Source organism: Clostridium gelidum (assembly GCF_019977655.1).
In the GTDB taxonomy this organism is placed as follows: domain Bacteria; phylum Bacillota; class Clostridia; order Clostridiales; family Clostridiaceae; genus Clostridium; species Clostridium gelidum.
The window spans coordinates 4,256,172-4,275,731 of sequence record NZ_AP024849.1 but is presented as its reverse complement, the minus strand read 5'-3'; the positions used below and the strand labels follow the sequence as shown (position 1 = coordinate 4,275,731).

Here is a 19,560-nt window from a genome sequence, read left to right as displayed (position 1 = left end):
TGTATAGTAAAATAGCACACGTGAACATAATTAGATATTTTTATAATTACTAGTTTTTTTACCAAATAGTTTATAAGCTATAGGCGTAATAATTAAAGAAGCTTCTAAAATAGAATAAGTTATTAAATTAGTATATATATTATTTTTAATTAATAAAATTATAATATAAAAAATAATAATGATTGTAAGAGAGGTTATTTTTAAGCGTTTCCTTAATTTCTTACTTACAAGTGGTCTTTCTTCAGTATCTCCAGGTGCATATATAAATACAAGTATAAAACTTATTATAAATATAATAGACTGTACTAGTATATTTATAGAGAAATTTAAACTTAAGTAAACGTTACCTAAAAATAGTATGTAGTTAATAATCACACATTGTAAGGTTGAATTTGCATGAACTCCAGAAGCAAAACGTCTAAGAGTTGCAAAAGAGATAAATGCAATAAATGTATATTTTAATACTCCTAATAAATATGCAGTTGTAAGCAAAAGAATTGTTTTAGACGTATCCATCATGATAACCTGTAGTCCATAGTAAAGTTTTTCTAAATCCTCTTCAAGTATGGGCGTATTATTTTTTATGAAATTTAAACATTTTTCACTTAGCTTATTTGTAATAATCATAATTTATAAAACAAATCCTTTCTAAAATAATCTAATTTTGTATAATACTAGTATAAATCAAATATTTATTTTATACTAGTATTATACAAAAATTGCTTTCTGGAGGTATATTTTATAATGGACAGTATAAGTTCATATATTTGCATGTTATTAATAAATTTATTTGTGCTTGTAATTCCAGTAATTCTTTATTTAAAGCTAAAGGATAAAGTAAATCCATTAGTTTATTTAAAAATCATAGGTAATTCTAAACAAGGCATATTAATAGCAATTATAGTAAGTTCTCTCTTTATAATACTACTTATTACAAAAAATGCAATTACTAGGTTCAATTCAATTCATCTAAATTTAGGTATACTATGGATAAGTGGTTTGTTAGTAGGATTTCTTGAGGAAATTCCATTTAGAGGCTTTTTACTACAGAAGTTGTCTAATCATATGAAATTTTGGAAAGCTAATTTATTAACTACAGTAATATTTGTATCATTTCATATACCAACATGGATAAATTCTAATACAGATATTATAAGAGCAGCTATTAGTATTTCAATGGTAAGCCTTGCACTCGGATATTTATTTAAAGAATACAAATCTCTGTGGATACCTATAATATGTCATTCAGTATTCAACTTGTGCATATGGATTGGATTATAGATACATAAAAGAAAAAAATAGATGATTGATAAGATGTGCCTTATGCATCATATTGGTCATCTATTTTTTCCATACATTGTATGAATAATAGGGATATGAATATGAATTGACATATTTCTTAAAAGAGTAAAATTAGGGCTAGAAATAAGAAATACAAATCATAAAGTATCTTAAGTGCTAAAATTAGGTGATAGCGATTATGGACTTGTATATAATCAAATAAATATGTAAAATTGTAAATAAATAGAATAATTCAATCTATTTGTGAAGTTATTCTGTGAAATTTATATATTTATAAGAATAAAGGAGGTCGGGGTAATGAAAATTAAAGCGAACTGTGTGGCAATGGTTATGATTATGCTAATTGCTTTAATAACGCCAACTATTGTATTTGCTGCAGAGAGTGACAGCAAGGATGATTATCTTCATACTGATGGAAGTAAAATTTTTGATTCATCTGGAAATGAAGTTAGATTAGCTGGTATTGCTTGGTTTGGGAATGAAACTCCCAATTGTTCTTATCATGGATTATGGGCAAATACATTAGATGATATTTTGGATAAAGTAGCTGATAATGGATTTAATACATTAAGAGTACCGTTATCAGTACAACTGGTTAATGAGTGGAGGCAAGGGAAATATCCAATGCCAGATTCAATTAACGATAGTATTAATCCAGATTTAAAAAATAAAAATAGTTTAGAGATATTAGATAAATCTATAGTTACTTGTAAGAAAAAGGGTATAAAAGTAATGCTTGATATGCATAGAGTTATAAATGAAAGCCAATCTAATACATGGTATACTGATAAATATAGTGCTGTGGATTATGAAGAATGTTGGAAATGGCTTGCAAATTATTATAAGAATGATGATACTGTAATTGCCATGGATATATTTAATGAACCACATGGAAAGGCTTATAGACAAGAACAATGTGCTAAATGGGATGGCTCAACAGATATAGATAATTGGAAATATGAGGCAGAAAAAGTAGGTAAAGAAATTTTAGATATTAATCCTAATCTTTTAATTATGGTAGAGGGTGTAGAGACATATCCTAAGGAAGGCTTTGATTATAGTACTAAGAACATTAACGATTATTATGGAACTTGGTGGGGGGGGAATCTTAGAGGCGTTAAAGATTATCCCGTGAATATAGAAAGTCATCCAAATCAAGTAGTATATTCACCACATGATTATGGTCCAGGAGTGTCAATGCAACCGTGGTTTGAAAATGGGTTTACTAAAGATAGTTTATTAAAAGAAGCTTGGGAGCCGAATTGGTTTTACATTCAAGAAAAAAATTTAGCACCTTTATTAATAGGAGAATGGGGCGGAAAGATGGATGGTTCAGATAATCAAAAGTGGATGCAAGCGCTAGCTGATTTAATTAAAGAAAAGAATATTAATCATACATTTTGGTGTTTGAATCCTAATTCCGGTGATACTGGTGGAATTCTTGGGTATGATTTTAAAACTGTGGATAATGTCAAAATGGCACTTGTTAAACCTACTTTATGGCAAGAAAAAGAAAGTGGGAAATGTATTGGCTTAGATCATAAAGTAAATTTAGGTAAGAATGGTACACATGTTGGAGGAAATTCAGAAGTAGATCCTGCAATAAACAAAGGTGAAATAAACGGTGATGGTAAAGTAGATATTTCAGACTATATAGTATTACAAAAATATATAATGGAGCCATCAAATAAAATAAATATAAAAAATGCAGATATAAATCAAGATGGAAGAATTAATACTTCTGATCTTTTTAACTTGAAAAAATCACTTTTAGGATGAAATAAACCTTTCATATATATAGTAGCTTAAAAAGTATCTTCTTTTGTGATAAAATTATAAGAAGATACTTTTACTATTTTAAGCGAAGTTATTAAAGAAAATAACATATGAATTTGTTATTTTTTGAATGTAATTAAAAAATTTAATTTATATTCGAAGGGAGTAAACATAATATGGATTTATTAAATTATGGAGATAAAGTAGGAATTGTTGCCTGCTCTAATGGTTTAGATAAAAGTAACATAATAAAGATGACGCAATTAGAAAATACATTAAATTTGATTGGTCTCAAAACTGTGCTTAGTGATAAAATATATAGGAAAATTTCCGATTTTAATGGAACTGGAAAAGAAAGAGCTGAAATTTTAATGAAGTTTTTTAAGGATTCAAGTATAAAAGCTATATTTGATGTATCAGGTGGAGATTTAGCCAATGGAGTTTTGGATTATTTAGATTACGAAATTATAAGGCATAATCCTAAGCCTTTCTTTGGATATAGTGATTTATCTGTAATTTTAAATTCTATATATTCAAAAATAAAGATAAAAACTTATCTTTATCAAATAAGAAATTTAATAGAAGATTATAAGAATAAACAAATTAAAGAATTCAAAAGTACATTTATGGGAAATGGAAATGAACTTCTAAATTTTAATTATGAGTGGATACAAGGAAATTCTATGGAAGGAATTGTTGTAGGAGGAAATATTCGTTGCTTATTAAAACTTTCAGGTACAGAATACATGCCGGATTTTCAAGATAAAATCATATTTTTAGAAAGTCTAAATGGAGATGTACATAAGATGACAACATATTTAACTCAATATAAACAAATGGGTGTATTTAAAAAAGTCAAAGGAGTAATACTTGGAAGTTACACAGAGATGGAACGAGAAAAATATAATCCAAGCATAATAGAAATAATAAAAGAAGTTGTAAATAATACTAATATGCCAATTATAAAAACAAATGAAATTGGCCATGGAAAAGATTCAAAATGTATTGTCATTGGTGGAGGAATAGAAATAACATAACTATATAAGTGGACAAAATGTAGTTTCAAATGTTCAAATCAGTTTTCAAAATTTATCTGGCAATTCAAAAGATATATTGTATTATATTGATAATAGTGTACGAAAAGGTTATGATTTGTTGATTGATACTGGAAAGAATTATGAAAATGATGCAGCTTTTATTAGTGATACATCTCAAAATATTGCATCAATGAGTGAAGAATTAAATGCATCTACAGAAGAAATCTCAGCAGTTGTACAAACTATAGCAGAAAATATGAAAGATACTAAAGGTAATTCAGAAGATATTTTAGTTGGTATACAGGAAACAAATAAAGCAATTGAGCAAGTTGCTGTAGTAGCGCAACAACAAACAGCAACAGCAGAAAGGTTAACTCAATTAGCTTTGAGTTTTAAAATATAACCCGATAAATAAGGCACGCACATATAAAAAGAGTGAGAAGCACAATTAGGAATTTATTAAGTGCAATCAAGAACATTTCCTAGATAAATAAAGCACGCACATATAAAAAAAGTGGAAAGCACAACCAAGAACTTATTAAGTGTAACCAAAATCATTTTCGTTTTAGAAGAAAGCACATAAAGGATTAGGCTGTCTAAAAGTAGAAAAAAGTTCTATTTTAGACAGCTATCTTTTTGCAAAAAATAGGGATAAATGAATTGAAAATAATTACATAAGTGAATGTAATTATTTTCTTGTTCATTTTAAATATAAATGATATATTTAAAATGAGTAACGTTTTTAACATATTTGGGATTAATATTTATTTTGGGGGAAGTTATGGAAAATGATGAGGGAGCTAAAGTACTTAATGGAGAAATAATAGTTGTGGATAGTTCAAAAGAAGAACGTATAACAATAAAAGCTCGTAAAAATGTAAAATTATTTATTAATGATAAGGAATGTGATATTTACAAGGTATATGAAGTAACTTCAAGTGATAAAATAACATATACTTGTGAGAAAACTGAATCTATTAGGGAAGCAAATGTAATTATTTCTGAAGATAAAATGAAAGTGTACATAAATGTAGTTTATACTCCTGAGACTGAGTATAAATTAAAAGATAGAGAAGCATTTTTAAACTTAGCCATATCTACTGAAATAGTGTCTCAAAAGGAGCCGGAACATTTCACTATTTTTGAATTAAAGAAAATACTAAAAGAAAAGGGTGTAGTCTACGGAATCAATGAAGAGCAATTACAATTAGCAGCAGAAGGATGCGTGCAAGAATTTTTAATTGCAAAAGGTAAAAAACCAGTTAAAGATATACCAAGTGAAGTAAAGTTATTTTTTACACCAACTCAAATGGTATTTCCGGAAATTGATTCTAATGATAACTTTGATTATAAAAATCTATTTAGAATTTCAAATGTTAATGCAGGAGATAGGATTGCAAAAATTATTCCGGAAGTTATTGGCGAGGATGGAATTAATGTATTTGGAAAAGCAATAAAGAGAGAATATATTAGAAAAATGCCAATAAACATTTTAAGTGGATGTAAAGTTGAAGATAGTAATATTATAGCTCTCATCGATGGAAAAGCACATATAGCTAATAATAATGTAAGTGTTAACCCTATTTATACTGTAGAATCTGTAAATATGAATACTTGTAATATTAAATTTTATGGAGATATAGAGGTTTATGATAGTGTTGATGATAATATGTCTGTCAATGCAGGAGGTTCGCTCGATGTAAGCCAAAATGTCAATACTTCAAGTGTAGTTACTGGTGGAGAAATAACTATACTCGGTAATGCAATTAATTCAAAAATTTTATCAGGACAAATTGATATAAGAAAGAAAGAGTATTCAGATGTGTTGACTGAATTTAGAGATGTTGTATTAAAAATGATTGATTCTATAAATGAATTAAGTATTAATAGCTTAAAATTTGAAACTAGTGACCTTATAAGAACTTTAACTGAAAAAAATTTTGGCGATTTTCAAAAAGTAGCCTTAAACATAGTTTCACTAAATATAAAAAATAAAACAAAGCATAATAAGCTAGTGGATTTTATTAAGGATAAGGTGCTTGGATATAATATTTTAAATATGAAATCTTTAAATGATTTAGTTACCCTTCTTAATATATTAGAAAATGAGATAGATTATTATGACAAACATATAATAGTACCATTGGATATACGAGTAGGATATTGTCAGGATTGCAGTATAAAGTCTACTGGGAATATAGTAATAGGTGGCAGAGGCGAGTATATATCGGAACTTACAGCAATGAAAGATATACTTTTTACAAGGTCTGATTCTGTAGCAAGAGGCGGAATTTTATCAGCTGGAGAAAATATTAGTGCAGGAATTGTGGGTAGTAAGGCGCATATACCTACAACACTTATAGTACCTACATCTGGAAAGATAAGTGCTGCTGTAGCGTTTAAAAATACAATATTTTGCTTTGGAAAAACAAGAATGATTCTAGAAGAAACCTATGAAAATATTAATGCACATTATAATGAAGAAACTAGAAGAATTGAAATTAGTAAGTCATCATTGTAAGCATTCAAAAATAAGGTGACATGGGTTATAGTTTTAATACATGAGAAAAGGATAATTTGTTTTTATGAATTAATGAAAACAAATTATCCTTATTTTTATCGATATTATCACTAAATGGCTAATTAATACTAAAGTTATATACATAAATAAGGCTTCTAAAAATAAATTATATATATTGTAATTAGTTTTCTACAAGTGCAGTAATAATTATTAAAAAAATCACGTAGTGATTTCATCCTAAATTGTCAATTGTTAATTCCAATATACATTCTAAATTTAAGCGAAAATTAATATTCAAATAGATTGATATAATTACAATATAAGGTTAAAATCAATTATAAAGTAATATTACACAAAAATACCAAGGGGGTATATTAATGGTAAATAAAAAATTAAGTAGAAGTCTAGGACCTATTTTAGGAATTATGGGATTTATGTTAGGGGTAGGTGTATTAGAATTACCAGTTCTAGCAGATGATAATGTACAAGCTAATTATGCATATTCAAATAGTACAACTTCTGCAGCTGTTACGTATAAAGATTATGGAATTAACATAAATAAAAGTGCAACTCAAAATGGATTTAAAGTAACTGTGGAAAAAGCAACAGCAACTAAGCATAAATTGAAAGTAACACTTAAAATTGAAAGTGAAAAATCTTTTGAAAAAATGAAACGTAATAATTCAATTTTTGAGGTAACCTATGGAAAGGGAGATTCTCATAGTCATACTAATTCTCGTTCTGAGTATATAAATGATAAAACCATGATTGTAACTTTAGAAAAAGATAATTATGAAGGGGAATATCCTGAAAATGGAGAAATGAGGGTAGATGTAGTATTATCTAATTACAAAGTTAACATAGGAATTGATATACCTGTAGATTTTACAGAATCTTTTAATAATATAATTGAAAAAGATATCTCAGGCAAAATACCAGAATTTGATTATACGTTAAATAAATTAGAATCTGACATTATGGGAACAAGAATTACTTATAGCAAGCCTAAACGAGATGAGAATACAGAGGATAAAAGTGATACTTTATTTAATTCAGCAATGGTATTAAAAGTTGGAGATAAAATGTATAAAACAGGTTCTAATGGGAGTTATTCAGGAGAAGATGGAGTATCAATAGGTAATTATGAATCAAAATTAGCAACATATGATAAGGTTAAAGATGAAAACAATATAAGTATAATACCTGTAATATGCAATATTTCAGTGGATGAATTAGACAAAATATATAAACAAGATATAAATAAAGAAAAAAACATTAGTAAAGAAACTACTAATAATGTAAGTTATGAAAAAAACTTTAATTTTACCGATGGATCAAAAGGAGAAATATATAAGATAGAAAGAAATGATAACAGTATAAAAGTATATTGCAAAGGTGAATCTGAAAAAGAAAGTTTATTAATGGTAAGCAATATCGATATGAACTATCAATATATAAAAGGAAACAAGGATAATGTCTTTTATGACAATGACAATGTGAGTTTTTATAAAGACCAAAAAGAATCACTTGGATATATTGTAGAATTTGATAATGTTGAAAAAGATAAAATAGTAGAATTAAGCTTTAACACAATAATAAAAAATGCTGATAAATATAAACTAGAAAATGAAATAAAATTATCTAATTAATATTATTGATGTTAATAATATTAATTAGAATTAAAAATTTTATAAAATGTTTAATATATGAGAATACAAAATTGGGGAAAGTGAGGAGATTTTATGATAAATAAAAAGATAAATAAATTATTAAGTTCTATATTAGGAATTATGTTAAGCTTTGGAATTATGGAAATGCGAGCTTTGGCTGATGATAGTGTAGAAGCTACTTCATCTTATAATACAAATGTAAATTTGACTGAAAATAAAAGTTACATTGTAAATAAAGATAGTAGTATTGAAAAGAATGGACTAAAAATAACAATAGATAAGATTGTGGCAACAAAACATAAATTAAAAGCAACAGTTATAGTAGAAAATGAAAAGTCTTTTGATGAAAGTGAATTAAATAATGCAATAGCACAACTCACCTATGGAGATAATAAATGTGATAGTGAAGGGGTATCATATGAGCATCCAGATGAAAAGACATTACGAATAACCTTAGAAAGAAATACTGGTGATGAAGAATTACCAGAAAAGGGAGAGTTAAGAATTGATATAGTACTTCCAAATTATAAAGTTAATGTGGGGTTAAATGCATATGTAGATTTCTCACAATCATTTAAAAATACAATTGAAAAAGATATATCTGCAAAAATACCTGAGTTTGGTATTACTTTAAACAAATTAGAATCCAATATAATGGGAACGCGAATTATTTATAGTCAACCTGCAAGAGATTATAGTAAAAGAGTAGAAAATGATTTTTCGAATTTACCATATTCTGCAATAATATTAAAAGTTGGAGATAAAATGTTTAAGACAATATCTGCTGGAGGTTATTCTTCAGCAGATAAGGATAGATTAGAATTTGGAAGTTATGAGGCTGAGTGTGCAACTTATGAAAAAGTAAAAGATCAAAAGAATATAAGCATAATACCAATGGTTTGTAATATGAATTGGAATGATACAAGAAAAATATATGATGATAATAAAAAGAACGGATATAATGAGAAAAGAGAAGCTAATAAGGAAACAATTAACAATGTAAGTTATATTAAATCATTTGATTTTTCTGATGGAAGCAAGGGAGAAATATATAATATTGAAAGAAAAGATAATACTATAAAAGTATATTGCAAAGGTACTTCTGATAAAGAAAGTTTGTTAATGGCAAGTAATATGTTTATGTATTATAATCTTGGAGATGATAAGTTAGGTTATAACAATATATATGATAGTAGATCAAATATGAGTTTCTATAAAGATTCAAAAGATGCTATTGGGTACATTGTGGAATTTAATAATGTAGATAAAGATAAAACAGTTGAATTAGATTTTGAAGGTATGATAAAGCAAATAGACAAATTTAAAGTAGGAGATGAAATACAAATATCTAAATAAATATAAAAACTAAAATATTTGTATGAAAAGCACGAATATGATATAATAAACAAACAGTTCATACAAAAGACTCGTATATTTCCGATGATATGGTTGGAAAGTTTCTACCTGCTATCCATAAATTAGCAGACTACGAGGTAGTGTTTTAGTTTTAAGTATTATTAAATATATTTATCTAGAAATACAACACCTCATTTAAAATTGAGGTGTTTTTTATTTTGGAAAAGTTTACTTAAGGCATATGAAAGAAAATAACAAGTCCATGATGCGATGTATATTTTGCTTCAGACGAAGAAGTATATTTGCCTCATAGTGGGCTATTAGGTGAATATGGTGATGAAGTATGAAGCAAAATAGACTAGCATGCTGACTTATTATTTTTTTGATTATGCCTAAATTCATCAGGTAGTTCAATTGGAACTATTATAGCATTTATTTAAACTTAGTATTAAAAGAAAAAAAGAGTGGAGTGGAGTAGTAATGGAAAGCTTACATAAGCGTATATTAGAAGAAGGTCAAGCGTTATCAGAAACTGTATTAAAGGTTGACTCGTTTTTAAATCATCAAGTTGATTCAGAATTAATGTATGAAATGGGTACATATTTTAAAAATTATTTTGAAAATCATAAGGTTACAAAGATATTTACAATTGAAAGTTCAGGAATTGCACCAACTGTAATGACAGCAATGCAAATGAATTTACCTATGGTTACATTAAAAAAGCAAAATTCAAAAATTTTAAATGGTGATGTTTATCAAACAACAGTGCATTCATTTACAAAAGATATGAATTATGAATTAACACTATCTAAAAAATTCATAAATAAAAACGATAATATATTAATTATAGATGACTTTTTAGCAAATGGAGAAGCATCACTTGGAGCAGCAAGGTTAGTAGAAGAAGCTGGAGCAACAGTTGCTGGAATTGGTATTGTAATAGAAAAATCTTTTCAAAAAGGTCCACAAATGCTAAAAGATAAGGGCTATGATGTCTATTCACTAGCAAGAATAGCTAAACTGTCGAAGGGAACTATAGAATTTGTGAAATAAATAAATTTATTTATATTCTAATAAAAAAATATACAAAATAAAAAAGTATGCTAATAAATCACGTTAGCATACTTTTTAGTTATACAAAAATTACATACTATGCTATATAATATAATTAAATAGAATTAATAAATTTGCTCATATGGAGGTAAAATGTTTTTAAGAGAGTTTGAAATTGAAAATGAAGACAATATAATTGCTTTAGCTCTTTTTGGTAGTTATAATACAGAAGCACATCTAAAAAGTATAGAAGATAAGAATAAGAGCAAACTTATATAAAATTAAACATAAGAATAAAAATAATTTTTATTAAATGAGAATCTATTTTAAGGAAGATTATACGTAATTAGAAGGAGAGAAATATATGAAAGCTTATGAACGTTTATTAAAATATGTTGAGGTATATACTGTGTCAGATGAAAATTCGGATACACATCCAACAACTTTAAGGCAATTTGATTTAGCCAATATACTTGTAGAGGAAATGAAGGAACTTGCTATTTGCGATGTTAAGTTAGATGATAATTGTTATGTATATGGTTATATTCCAGCGACAAAAGGGTATGAGGATAAGCTAAGTATAGGCCTTATAGCTCATATGGATACTGCACCAGCAGCTAATGGAGATAATGTAAAACCACAAATAATTGAAAATTATGATGGTGGAGATGTTGTTTTAAAAGGAAACAATAGTATTTTATCACCTGAGAGATTTAAGTCGTTAAAAAATTTAAAGGGTAGAACTCTTATTACGACTGATGGAACTTCATTACTTGGAGCTGATGATAAAGCAGGAATTGCAGAAATACTTACAGCATGTGAAGTTATAATGAAAGAAAATATCCCTCATGGGAAAATATGTGTAGGATTTACTCCAGATGAAGAAGTAGGACTTGGAGCACACTTTTTCGATGTGAAAAACTTTGGGGCAGATTTTGCATATACAATTGATGGAGGAGAGGAAGGCGAAATATCTTTTGAAAACTTCAATGCAGCAGCAGCCAAAATAGAAATTAGTGGTGTATCAGTTCACCCAGGCTCTGCAAAAAATACAATGATAAATGCCTTAAATGTAGCTATTGAATTTAACTCAATGTTACCAGCAGCAGAAAGACCAGAATATACTGAAGGGTATGAAGGTTTCTATTATTTAGAAAAGCTTAGTGGAAATACAGATAATGCAACTATGGAATATATTTTACGTGATCATAATGCTGAAAAATTTGAAGTCAAAAAATCAATGATACAACTTGCAGAAAAGCTTATAAATGAAAAATATGGTGCAGGCACAGTAAAAGCTACAATAAGAGATCAATATAAAAATATGATTGAAAATATAAAACCTTGTTTTCATCTTATAGATAATGCAACAGAAGCTATGAAAACTTTAAATGTTACACCTGTTATAGAACCAATTCGTGGTGGTACAGATGGAGCAACTTTAAGCTATATGGGATTACCTTGTCCTAACCTTGGAACTGGTGGGTTTGCATACCATGGAGAATTTGAACATATTACAGTAGAAGGCATGGATATTTGCACAAATATTATTATTGAAATATTGAAGAGGTATGCCAATTAATAAAGGCACGAAGTGCAACCAAGATCTTATCACAATAGAAGCTATATATATGGAGTGGAATAAATGAAGAATAATGCAGCACAAAGGGATTTTAAAAAATATAAAAGTCAAATAAATCAAATAGAAGAAATAGTAGAACATTCAAAACCAGGAGCACTTATAGAACATGAAAGTTCAATAAGAAAGAAACTCAAAAAGCTTAAAGACTTGGAAGATCAAAGTTTAAAAGACTTTAAAGTAGTCTGCGAAAGGTATGAAGATATACTAGAAAGTGTCTCAAAGAGAATGCTTGATTCTTATAATCAAAAAAATAATACTGAATTTGATTTTTATGATGTTTTACGTGGAAATTACAATAATTATTTAAACCAAGGAATAATGACTATACTTACAAAACAACATATTCCTAAATTAATTGCAAAGGAATTTGAAGAGAATTTTCCAAGTAATCCTAAGGATGAATACACTCGGGCTAGACATATGAAGAGGAAGTTCTATATACATTTAGGTGATACCAATACTGGAAAAACTTATAATGCAATTGAAAGGCTTAAAACTGCAAAGAAGGGTGTGTATTTATCACCACTTAGAATTCTTGCTTTAGAAAATTTTGAAAAGCTTAATAGAGAGGGAGTAATCTGTAATCTTTCAACTGGGGAAGAAGAAATAATAAATGTAGGTGCTACTCATACTTCATGTACAATAGAAAAGGTTAACTTAAAAGAGCATTATGATATAGCTGTTATTGATGAAATTCAAATGATTAGAGATCCATTTCGTGGTATGGCATGGAGTAGAGCAGTACTAGGTCTAGATTGTGATGAAATACATATATGTGGAGCTGCTAATTCAAAATTTATATTAGAAACAATGATAAATGACTGCAAAGATGAATATAAAATAAAAGAATACAAAAGAAATATTCCATTAGAAGTTGAATATAAAAACTTTAATTACAACGATACTAAAGAAGGAGATGCTATTGTAATATTTTCTAAAAAAAGAGTACTAGAAATAGCACAAGAGTATTCTAGTAAAGGAATTAGAGCTAGTATAATATATGGAGATTTGCCACCAGAAGTTAGAAAAATGCAATACGAACAATTTGTAAATAAAGAAACAAAGGTACTTGTAACTACTGATGCTATAGGAATGGGAGTAAATTTACCTATAAGAAGAATTGTTTTTGTCAGTATAAGAAAATTTGATGGAGAAGAAGTAAGAGAATTAACGTCACAAGAAATAAAACAGGTTGGAGGACGTGCAGGAAGAATTGGAATTTATGATACTGGATATATTGCAAGTGTAGGTGGAAATGCAGATATAATTAAATCTAAACTCGAAGCTGAAGATGAAACTATAAGAGAAGCTGTTATTGGCCCATCAGAGGCAATACTTAATATTAGAAGTTTACCTTTAAATGAGAAACTTGCCCTTTGGAGCACTCGCGAAGAAAAGTTAGATTATTATAAAAAAATGGATATTAGTGAATATATATTAATTTTAGATAAAATAAAAAAATATAAACTTAATGAAGAAATACAATGGGATTTATTAAAGGTTCCTTTTGATGTGACAAGAGATGAATTAATGAATACATTTTTAGATTATGTAGATGAGCTATTTGTTAACAAGCAAAAAGAATTATTTCTTCCACAGTGCTATAATGGCAATTTAGATGATTTAGAAATATATTATCAAAAGATAAATATGTATTATTCATTTTGTAAAATATTCAGTTTGAAAATGGATGTAAAATGGGTTTATGATGAAAGAGTTAAGATAAGTGAAGAAATAAATGAAATACTTTTGAGAATTTAAGAATATAGATATAAAGAGCTTATGAAGTTATACTTATACGTTAAAATAAATTTACAATTTAGAAGTACTAATGTTAAATGCTCAATTTTCAATTATTGATAATTGGGCATTGACAATTAGAAGTTTAAGCACGTTATATTTTTTATAGATGAAAAAGTTTACATTGATTTATAGCCTTGGAAGTGATACCATCAAGGTAAGAAAAGGGAAATATAGAAATTTAAATTAACAACCTAAATATAGTTTCAAAATTAGTAATAAAAATATTATTAGTACAAATAATATTTTATTAGGAACTTAATGTATAGCATTATATGAATAAAATTGGATTAGATTTTTATAATGATGAAATGGGGAGGCGATTTAATTGAATAATAATATAATTGAAATGAAAAACATAACGAAAAGCTTTTTTATAGGAAAACCCAATCAGTTAGATATCCTTAAAAATATCAATATTAATATCAAAAAGGGAGAATTTATATCTATTGTTGGTGCATCTGGATCTGGTAAAAGCACTTTAATGAATATTATAGGTGCTCTTGATAGACAAACTTCCGGTGAGTACATTCTTGATGATGTAGATATTAGCAAAATTTCTGATAATAATTTATCAGAAATAAGAAATAAGAAGATAGGATTTGTATTCCAAACTTCGAATTTAATACCTAGAACAAATTCTCTGAAGAATGTGGAGCTACCAATGCTTTATTATGGTGTAGATAGAAAAACAAGAAAAAATAAAGCATTAGCGCTTTTGCAATTAGTGGGAATGGAAGATAGAATAACTCATCTACCAAATGAATTATCAGGTGGACAAAAGCAAAGAGTTGCAATTGCTCGTGCCCTTGCAAATGATCCGGATATCATACTTGCAGATGAACCAACAGGAGCTCTTGATTCTGAAACAGGAAGATTAATTATGGATATATTTCACAAGATTCATGAAACACAAGGAAGAACAATAATATTAATAACTCATGAAATGAAACTTGCAAATGAAACACAAAGAATAATAACATTAAAAGATGGTGAAATAGTAGGAGAAAAAAACAATGGTTTTAAGAACATATTTAGTTTGGTTTAATAAATTATTAAAGGTGTTATATTTATACGCTTCAATACGTTTAAATATAGCATTTTTTCTATTTTATAAAGTGAAATTGAAAAAAGAGAGACTTTAAAATGATTAAAAAATTTTCTTTAATTTGCAATAATATATTTATATATATATGATTTTGGGGTATAATCTAATTGTTTGAATTTTTTTGTGAAACTTTTTAGGTGGAGTTTAATTCGATAGCTATCATCCGTAATACTTCCATTTATCTAAATGAGAAACAACGGATGCACTTAACACTCCAGTTGAATTTAGTTTAGCTTATACCCACAAGGGGCACCTAGTACCCACAAGGGGCACAATGTACCCTCAAGGGTATCTTATCTAGAGTCGGCATGTTCTAAGCATCATTATCTAAAGATTTTGGCGTAATAGAACCTCTAGACATCAGATAAAATAAATAAAAAAGGGGAAAACAAATGAGTGAATTAAATCATGAACTTGGAATCATAGCATTAGAAAGTAGTATGGAATTGGGTAATGCTATAGACAAGTATATCCAAAACAACAGAAATTGTAATGAATCATTCTTAATACCACTTGATGAAATAAGATTTTCAAATGGAGAAGGAAAGGTTAAGATTTCTGAATCTGTTAGAGGAAAAGATATTTATATTTTATGTGATGTTGGAAATTATAGCTGTACATACAAAATGTTTGGAATTGAAAATCACAAAGGTCCGGATGAACATTTCCAAGATATAAAGAGAACTGTTGGGGCAATAAGAGGGAAGGCAGCAAGAATAACTGTAATAATGCCTCTTTTATATGAATCAAGACAACATAGACGTAAAGGTAGAGAATCTTTAGATTGTGCATTAGCACTTCAAGAACTTGAAAGATTAGGCGTTGATGAAATTATTACTTTTGATGTTCACGACCCTAATATTCAAAATGCTATTCCACTGTTATCTTTTGAAAATATTTATCCAACTTATGATATTGTAAAAGCAATTATATGTAATGAAAAATCCTTAGAATTAGATAAAGAAAAATTACTTGTAATAAGTCCAGATACTGGAGCCATGGATAGAGCTATTTATTATTCAAGTACTTTAGGTGTTGATGTTGGTTTATTCTACAAGAGAAGAGATCACTCTACAATTATAAATGGAAAAAATCCTATTGTTCAACATGAATATATGGGTAGAGATGTTATAGGAAAAGATGTTTTAATTGTTGATGATATGATAGCATCTGGAGAATCTGTTCTTGATATTGCAAAAGAATTAAAGAAAATAGGTGCTAAGAATGTATATGTTGCTGCAACATTTGCTTTCTTTACAGAAGGATTTGAAAAATTTAATAAAGCTTATGAAGATGGTTTAATAACAAGAATATATTCTACTAATTTATCATATATACCACAAGAATTATATAATTCTGAATGGTTTGAGGGCGTTGATCTGTCAGAACTTTCAGCTAGAATCATAAATAGATTAAATCATGGTAGATCTATTGCGAAATATATGGATGCAACTAGAATAATACAGAATTTATTAAATAAATAATAAAACTTATTAAAGCAGGAGTTATAGAAACAGTATAACTCCTGCTTTTTTGATTTGAATTTACATATTGAATAAATTTATTAATAACCACTTAATTTTTCATATTATAAAAAAGTTCTTGTGGAAGCTTTTAATTGTAAATCAGTAGTATCTCTAAAATAGTAATTATCATTGTAAGGTTTATGAGTATCAGAAATTTCATCATAACTATATTTTGTAGGTGCAAATATTGAGTTTAAAAAAGATTTACATACTTTAACAAGCGAATTTGAGAAACTTAATAAGATATTTGAAGATTTATTATGAGTAATACTTTTAATAAAATGATAATGTGTTAAGTTAGATTTTGAGATTTTAGCAATTCGATAGTTCATAATAATCCCTCCATTTTATAAACGTTTACAAGAAGCGTTTATTTAAATTAGTTTTATACTAATAATATAATTCATTTAAAATAAATTTGCATCTTTCTAAATATAGATATTTGTTAATAATATCTAAGTAATATTTACTATATTGATTAAAATATAGTTGGAATTACATTTATAATAAGGAAAGCTTATAAATACTTAATAATTAATAAAAATAATAGAAGTTCATATAAAATTATCATTACCATCTGATATTTCATCTAAAGCTAAGGCAGTAATAGAAGAATCTGAAAAATATTTAAGAACTCATTATCAAATATAAATATTTATTTTACACATACTATATATGTTATAATTGAAAGTTGAAGAACAAATTTCTATGAGGTGTTATCTATAATTGTAAAATGTAAAATATATATTACAATTTAGATCTGAGGCCTAAATAAGAAAATAATTAATTTGGAGGAAGAAATGAATACAAAAGAGAATTTTTTAAGCGATATGAAAAGTGGGGAGACTATAAAAATATCATTAATGGTAATGAAAATAATATTTAAGGATTCTGACAAAGTTGTATGTATATTAGCAGATAAAAGTGGTGAAATAAAGGCTAATATACTAAATAAAAATGGCGATATTAAAGAAGGAAGAGTAATAGATATTGAAGTAATCAAGGATGGTAAGCTAGATGTAAAAAAATATGAATTTATTTCAGATTATGATGTTTCAGATTATCTGCCAACATTAAATAGACCAATTGAAGAGATCATGGAGGAAATTGAATTATATACAGATAAATATATAATTTCAAGGGAAGGCAAAGCTTTAAATGATTATTTCTTTAAAGACGAAGAATTCTTAGATAAGTTTAAAAGGGGCATAGGAGGTGTATCCATGCATCATAACTATATAGGAGGGCTCGCAGAACATACCCTAAATGTTATGTATTTAACTATAATGCTTTGTGAAAGATATGACTGCAGAAGAACAGAAACTGCGCTGCTTGCTGCAAAGCTTCATGACATTGGGAAGATTTATGAATTATATTATGATGGTCCTTTTAAATATACTCTTAGGGGAGAAATGGAAGGTCACATTGTAATTGGAACAGAGATGATTAATGAGGCCATTAGGGAAAAATCTTCACTTTACTCAGAAGATTTTGCTATGAGAATAAAAGGTTGTGTTATTCAGCATCATGGAAAGCTTGAATATGGTTCTCCAAGAGACATGAAAATGGAAGAAGCATTCATAGTAAATTATGCTGATTCTATAGATGCTACTATGAATAAGATTTCTCAAATAAAAGATAAAACAGAATCAGGTAATTGGTCAGAATATGATAGAAGAATTGAAACTAAATTATATTTATGATTAAAAGAAAATGCGAGGAAGATATGAATATTTTAATTATAGAAGTTACCCTAAGAGCATCATGGGTACACTCATTAAAAGAAAAAAGAATGATTGTAAAAAGCATAATTCAAAAATTGAAAAATAAATTTAACATATCAGTAGCAGAAATAGAGAATCAAGATATTCATAATACAATAGTTATAGGAATTGCAGGAATATGTGCAAATTCAGCTCAATTAGATTCTACAATGGAGCATATTACAACTTTTATAGAATGTAATACAGATGCAGAAATAATAGATATTCAAAAAGAAGATATGAAATATTGAAAATTGTTGACAAAATTATAAAAACAAATTACACTGTGAGTATATTTAGTATACTTGCAGTGTAATTTTGCGTAAGGAGATAATTAAATGGAAAATTTAAATCCTAAAGATAAAAGAAGAAATATCAATAAGACGGATATTATAAATGCAGCAGAAAGACTATTTTTTAGCAAAGGTTATAATAATTCTACCATGGATGAAGTTGCTAAAGAATCAGGTTTTACTAAAAGAACACTTTATAGCTATTTTACTAGTAAAGAAGAAATATATGAAAAGATTAAGGAAAGAGGATATTTAATTTTAAATGATTTATTTTTAGAAGAATTAGAAAAAGAAAAAAATTCATCAGAAATTTCAAAAATAAAATCAATGGGGTATTCATTTTTAAAATTTGAAAGAGAGTATAGGGGTTATTTTAGATCTATTTTCGAGAGTGAAGGTTATATGGTAGAATGCGAATTATTAGAACAAACAACTTTGGACATGCTTCAAACATGTATAAAAGAAGGGGTAAAGAAAGGCGAGATTACAGATAAAATAGATTGTGTGAGTATTTCTTTAATACTATGGTCAGTTCTTATGGGGTTTGTTAACACGTTTTCAAGAAAAGAAGAATATATAAAAGGTTATTTCAAAAAAGATATTAGAGAAGTAACAGAAAATGGATTTGATTTTATTTTAAATTCAATAAAGAAAGAAAAAGTTTAATTTATTATTATTTTAAGGGCATGGAATTAGTAGGATTATATAAGGAA

18 protein-coding genes and 1 riboswitch are annotated in these 19,560 nt (G+C 27.3%); of the genes, 16 read left to right on the top strand and 2 right to left on the bottom strand.

Features of this window, described 5'->3' with window-relative positions; genetic code table 11:
• Nucleotides 1–30: 30 nt before the first annotated feature.
• Nucleotides 31–627, bottom strand: coding sequence for an accessory gene regulator ArgB-like protein (locus tag psyc5s11_RS19595; RefSeq protein WP_224034167.1), 597 nt, complete (start codon nt 625–627; stop codon nt 31–33).
• A gap of 117 nt (nt 628–744) precedes the next feature.
• Here psyc5s11_RS19595 and psyc5s11_RS19590 point away from each other — a divergent pair, with 117 nt between their 5' ends.
• The 13 genes from psyc5s11_RS19590 to psyc5s11_RS19535 all read left to right on the top strand — a co-directional run bounded on the left by psyc5s11_RS19590 (nt 745) and on the right by psyc5s11_RS19535 (nt 16,749).
• Entirely contained in the window at nt 745–1,281 is a 537-nt protein-coding gene (locus tag psyc5s11_RS19590) for a CPBP family intramembrane glutamic endopeptidase (protein ID WP_224034166.1), read from the top strand.
• A 318-nt stretch (nt 1,282–1,599) separates the two neighbouring features.
• On the top strand, nt 1,600–3,081 hold the full coding sequence (locus tag psyc5s11_RS19585; RefSeq protein WP_224034165.1) for a cellulase family glycosylhydrolase: 1,482 nt from the start codon (nt 1,600–1,602) through the stop codon (nt 3,079–3,081).
• A gap of 173 nt (nt 3,082–3,254) precedes the next feature.
• Nucleotides 3,255–4,115, top strand: coding sequence for a S66 family peptidase (locus psyc5s11_RS19580; protein WP_224034164.1), 861 nt, complete (start codon nt 3,255–3,257; stop codon nt 4,113–4,115).
• A 76-nt stretch (nt 4,116–4,191) separates the two neighbouring features.
• Nucleotides 4,192–4,518: a hypothetical protein gene (locus psyc5s11_RS19575; RefSeq protein WP_224034163.1), complete on the top strand. Its 327-nt coding sequence runs from the start codon at nt 4,192–4,194 to the stop codon at nt 4,516–4,518.
• 378 nt (nt 4,519–4,896) lie between these two features.
• Nucleotides 4,897–6,636 (top strand): FapA family protein, encoded by a 1,740-nt coding sequence (locus psyc5s11_RS19570; RefSeq protein ID WP_224034162.1) that lies wholly within the window; start codon nt 4,897–4,899, stop codon nt 6,634–6,636.
• A gap of 377 nt (nt 6,637–7,013) precedes the next feature.
• Nucleotides 7,014–8,285 (top strand): DUF4179 domain-containing protein, encoded by a 1,272-nt coding sequence (locus psyc5s11_RS19565; RefSeq protein WP_224034161.1) that lies wholly within the window; start codon nt 7,014–7,016, stop codon nt 8,283–8,285.
• A gap of 93 nt (nt 8,286–8,378) precedes the next feature.
• Nucleotides 8,379–9,662 carry a DUF4179 domain-containing protein gene (locus psyc5s11_RS19560; protein ID WP_224034160.1) on the top strand — a complete coding sequence of 428 codons (1,284 nt, stop codon included), beginning with the start codon at nt 8,379–8,381 and terminating at the stop codon, nt 9,660–9,662.
• Nucleotides 9,663–9,713: 51 nt separating this feature from the next.
• Nucleotides 9,714–9,815, top strand: a riboswitch (purine riboswitch).
• A 327-nt stretch (nt 9,816–10,142) separates the two neighbouring features.
• Complete coding sequence (locus tag psyc5s11_RS19555) at nt 10,143–10,715, top strand: xanthine phosphoribosyltransferase (RefSeq protein ID WP_224034159.1); 573 nt, start codon at nt 10,143–10,145, stop codon at nt 10,713–10,715.
• A 153-nt stretch (nt 10,716–10,868) separates the two neighbouring features.
• Nucleotides 10,869–10,994, top strand: coding sequence for a hypothetical protein (locus psyc5s11_RS27920; RefSeq protein WP_258712362.1), 126 nt, complete (start codon nt 10,869–10,871; stop codon nt 10,992–10,994).
• Nucleotides 10,995–11,079: 85 nt separating this feature from the next.
• Entirely contained in the window at nt 11,080–12,297 is a 1,218-nt protein-coding gene (pepT, locus tag psyc5s11_RS19550; RefSeq protein ID WP_224034158.1) for a peptidase T, read from the top strand.
• A gap of 63 nt (nt 12,298–12,360) precedes the next feature.
• Nucleotides 12,361–14,118, top strand: a complete 1,758-nt coding sequence (locus psyc5s11_RS19545; RefSeq protein WP_224034157.1) for a helicase-related protein — start codon at nt 12,361–12,363, stop codon at nt 14,116–14,118.
• 367 nt (nt 14,119–14,485) lie between these two features.
• Nucleotides 14,486–15,205: an ABC transporter ATP-binding protein gene (locus tag psyc5s11_RS19540; RefSeq protein ID WP_311196379.1), complete on the top strand. Its 720-nt coding sequence runs from the start codon at nt 14,486–14,488 to the stop codon at nt 15,203–15,205.
• Nucleotides 15,206–15,657: 452 nt separating this feature from the next.
• Nucleotides 15,658–16,749: a ribose-phosphate pyrophosphokinase gene (locus psyc5s11_RS19535; protein WP_224034156.1), complete on the top strand. Its 1,092-nt coding sequence runs from the start codon at nt 15,658–15,660 to the stop codon at nt 16,747–16,749.
• Nucleotides 16,750–16,853: 104 nt separating this feature from the next.
• Here the strand turns inward: psyc5s11_RS19535 and psyc5s11_RS19530 are convergent, their stop codons facing one another.
• A complete protein-coding gene (locus psyc5s11_RS19530; RefSeq protein ID WP_224034155.1) occupies nt 16,854–17,123 on the bottom strand; it encodes a hypothetical protein in 270 nt (89 codons plus the stop codon).
• 468 nt (nt 17,124–17,591) lie between these two features.
• On the opposite strand from psyc5s11_RS19530, the gene psyc5s11_RS19525 reads away from it, so the two are divergent.
• The 3 genes from psyc5s11_RS19525 (at nt 17,592) to psyc5s11_RS19515 (ending at nt 19,513) form a co-directional block, all read left to right on the top strand.
• Nucleotides 17,592–18,494, top strand: a complete 903-nt coding sequence (locus psyc5s11_RS19525; protein ID WP_224034154.1) for a 3'-5' exoribonuclease YhaM family protein — start codon at nt 17,592–17,594, stop codon at nt 18,492–18,494.
• Between the two features lie 23 nt (nt 18,495–18,517).
• Nucleotides 18,518–18,805 carry a DUF503 domain-containing protein gene (locus tag psyc5s11_RS19520; RefSeq protein ID WP_224038229.1) on the top strand — a complete coding sequence of 96 codons (288 nt, stop codon included), beginning with the start codon at nt 18,518–18,520 and terminating at the stop codon, nt 18,803–18,805.
• 87 nt (nt 18,806–18,892) lie between these two features.
• Complete coding sequence (locus psyc5s11_RS19515; RefSeq protein ID WP_224034153.1) at nt 18,893–19,513, top strand: TetR/AcrR family transcriptional regulator; 621 nt, start codon at nt 18,893–18,895, stop codon at nt 19,511–19,513.
• Nucleotides 19,514–19,560 lie beyond the last annotated feature (47 nt).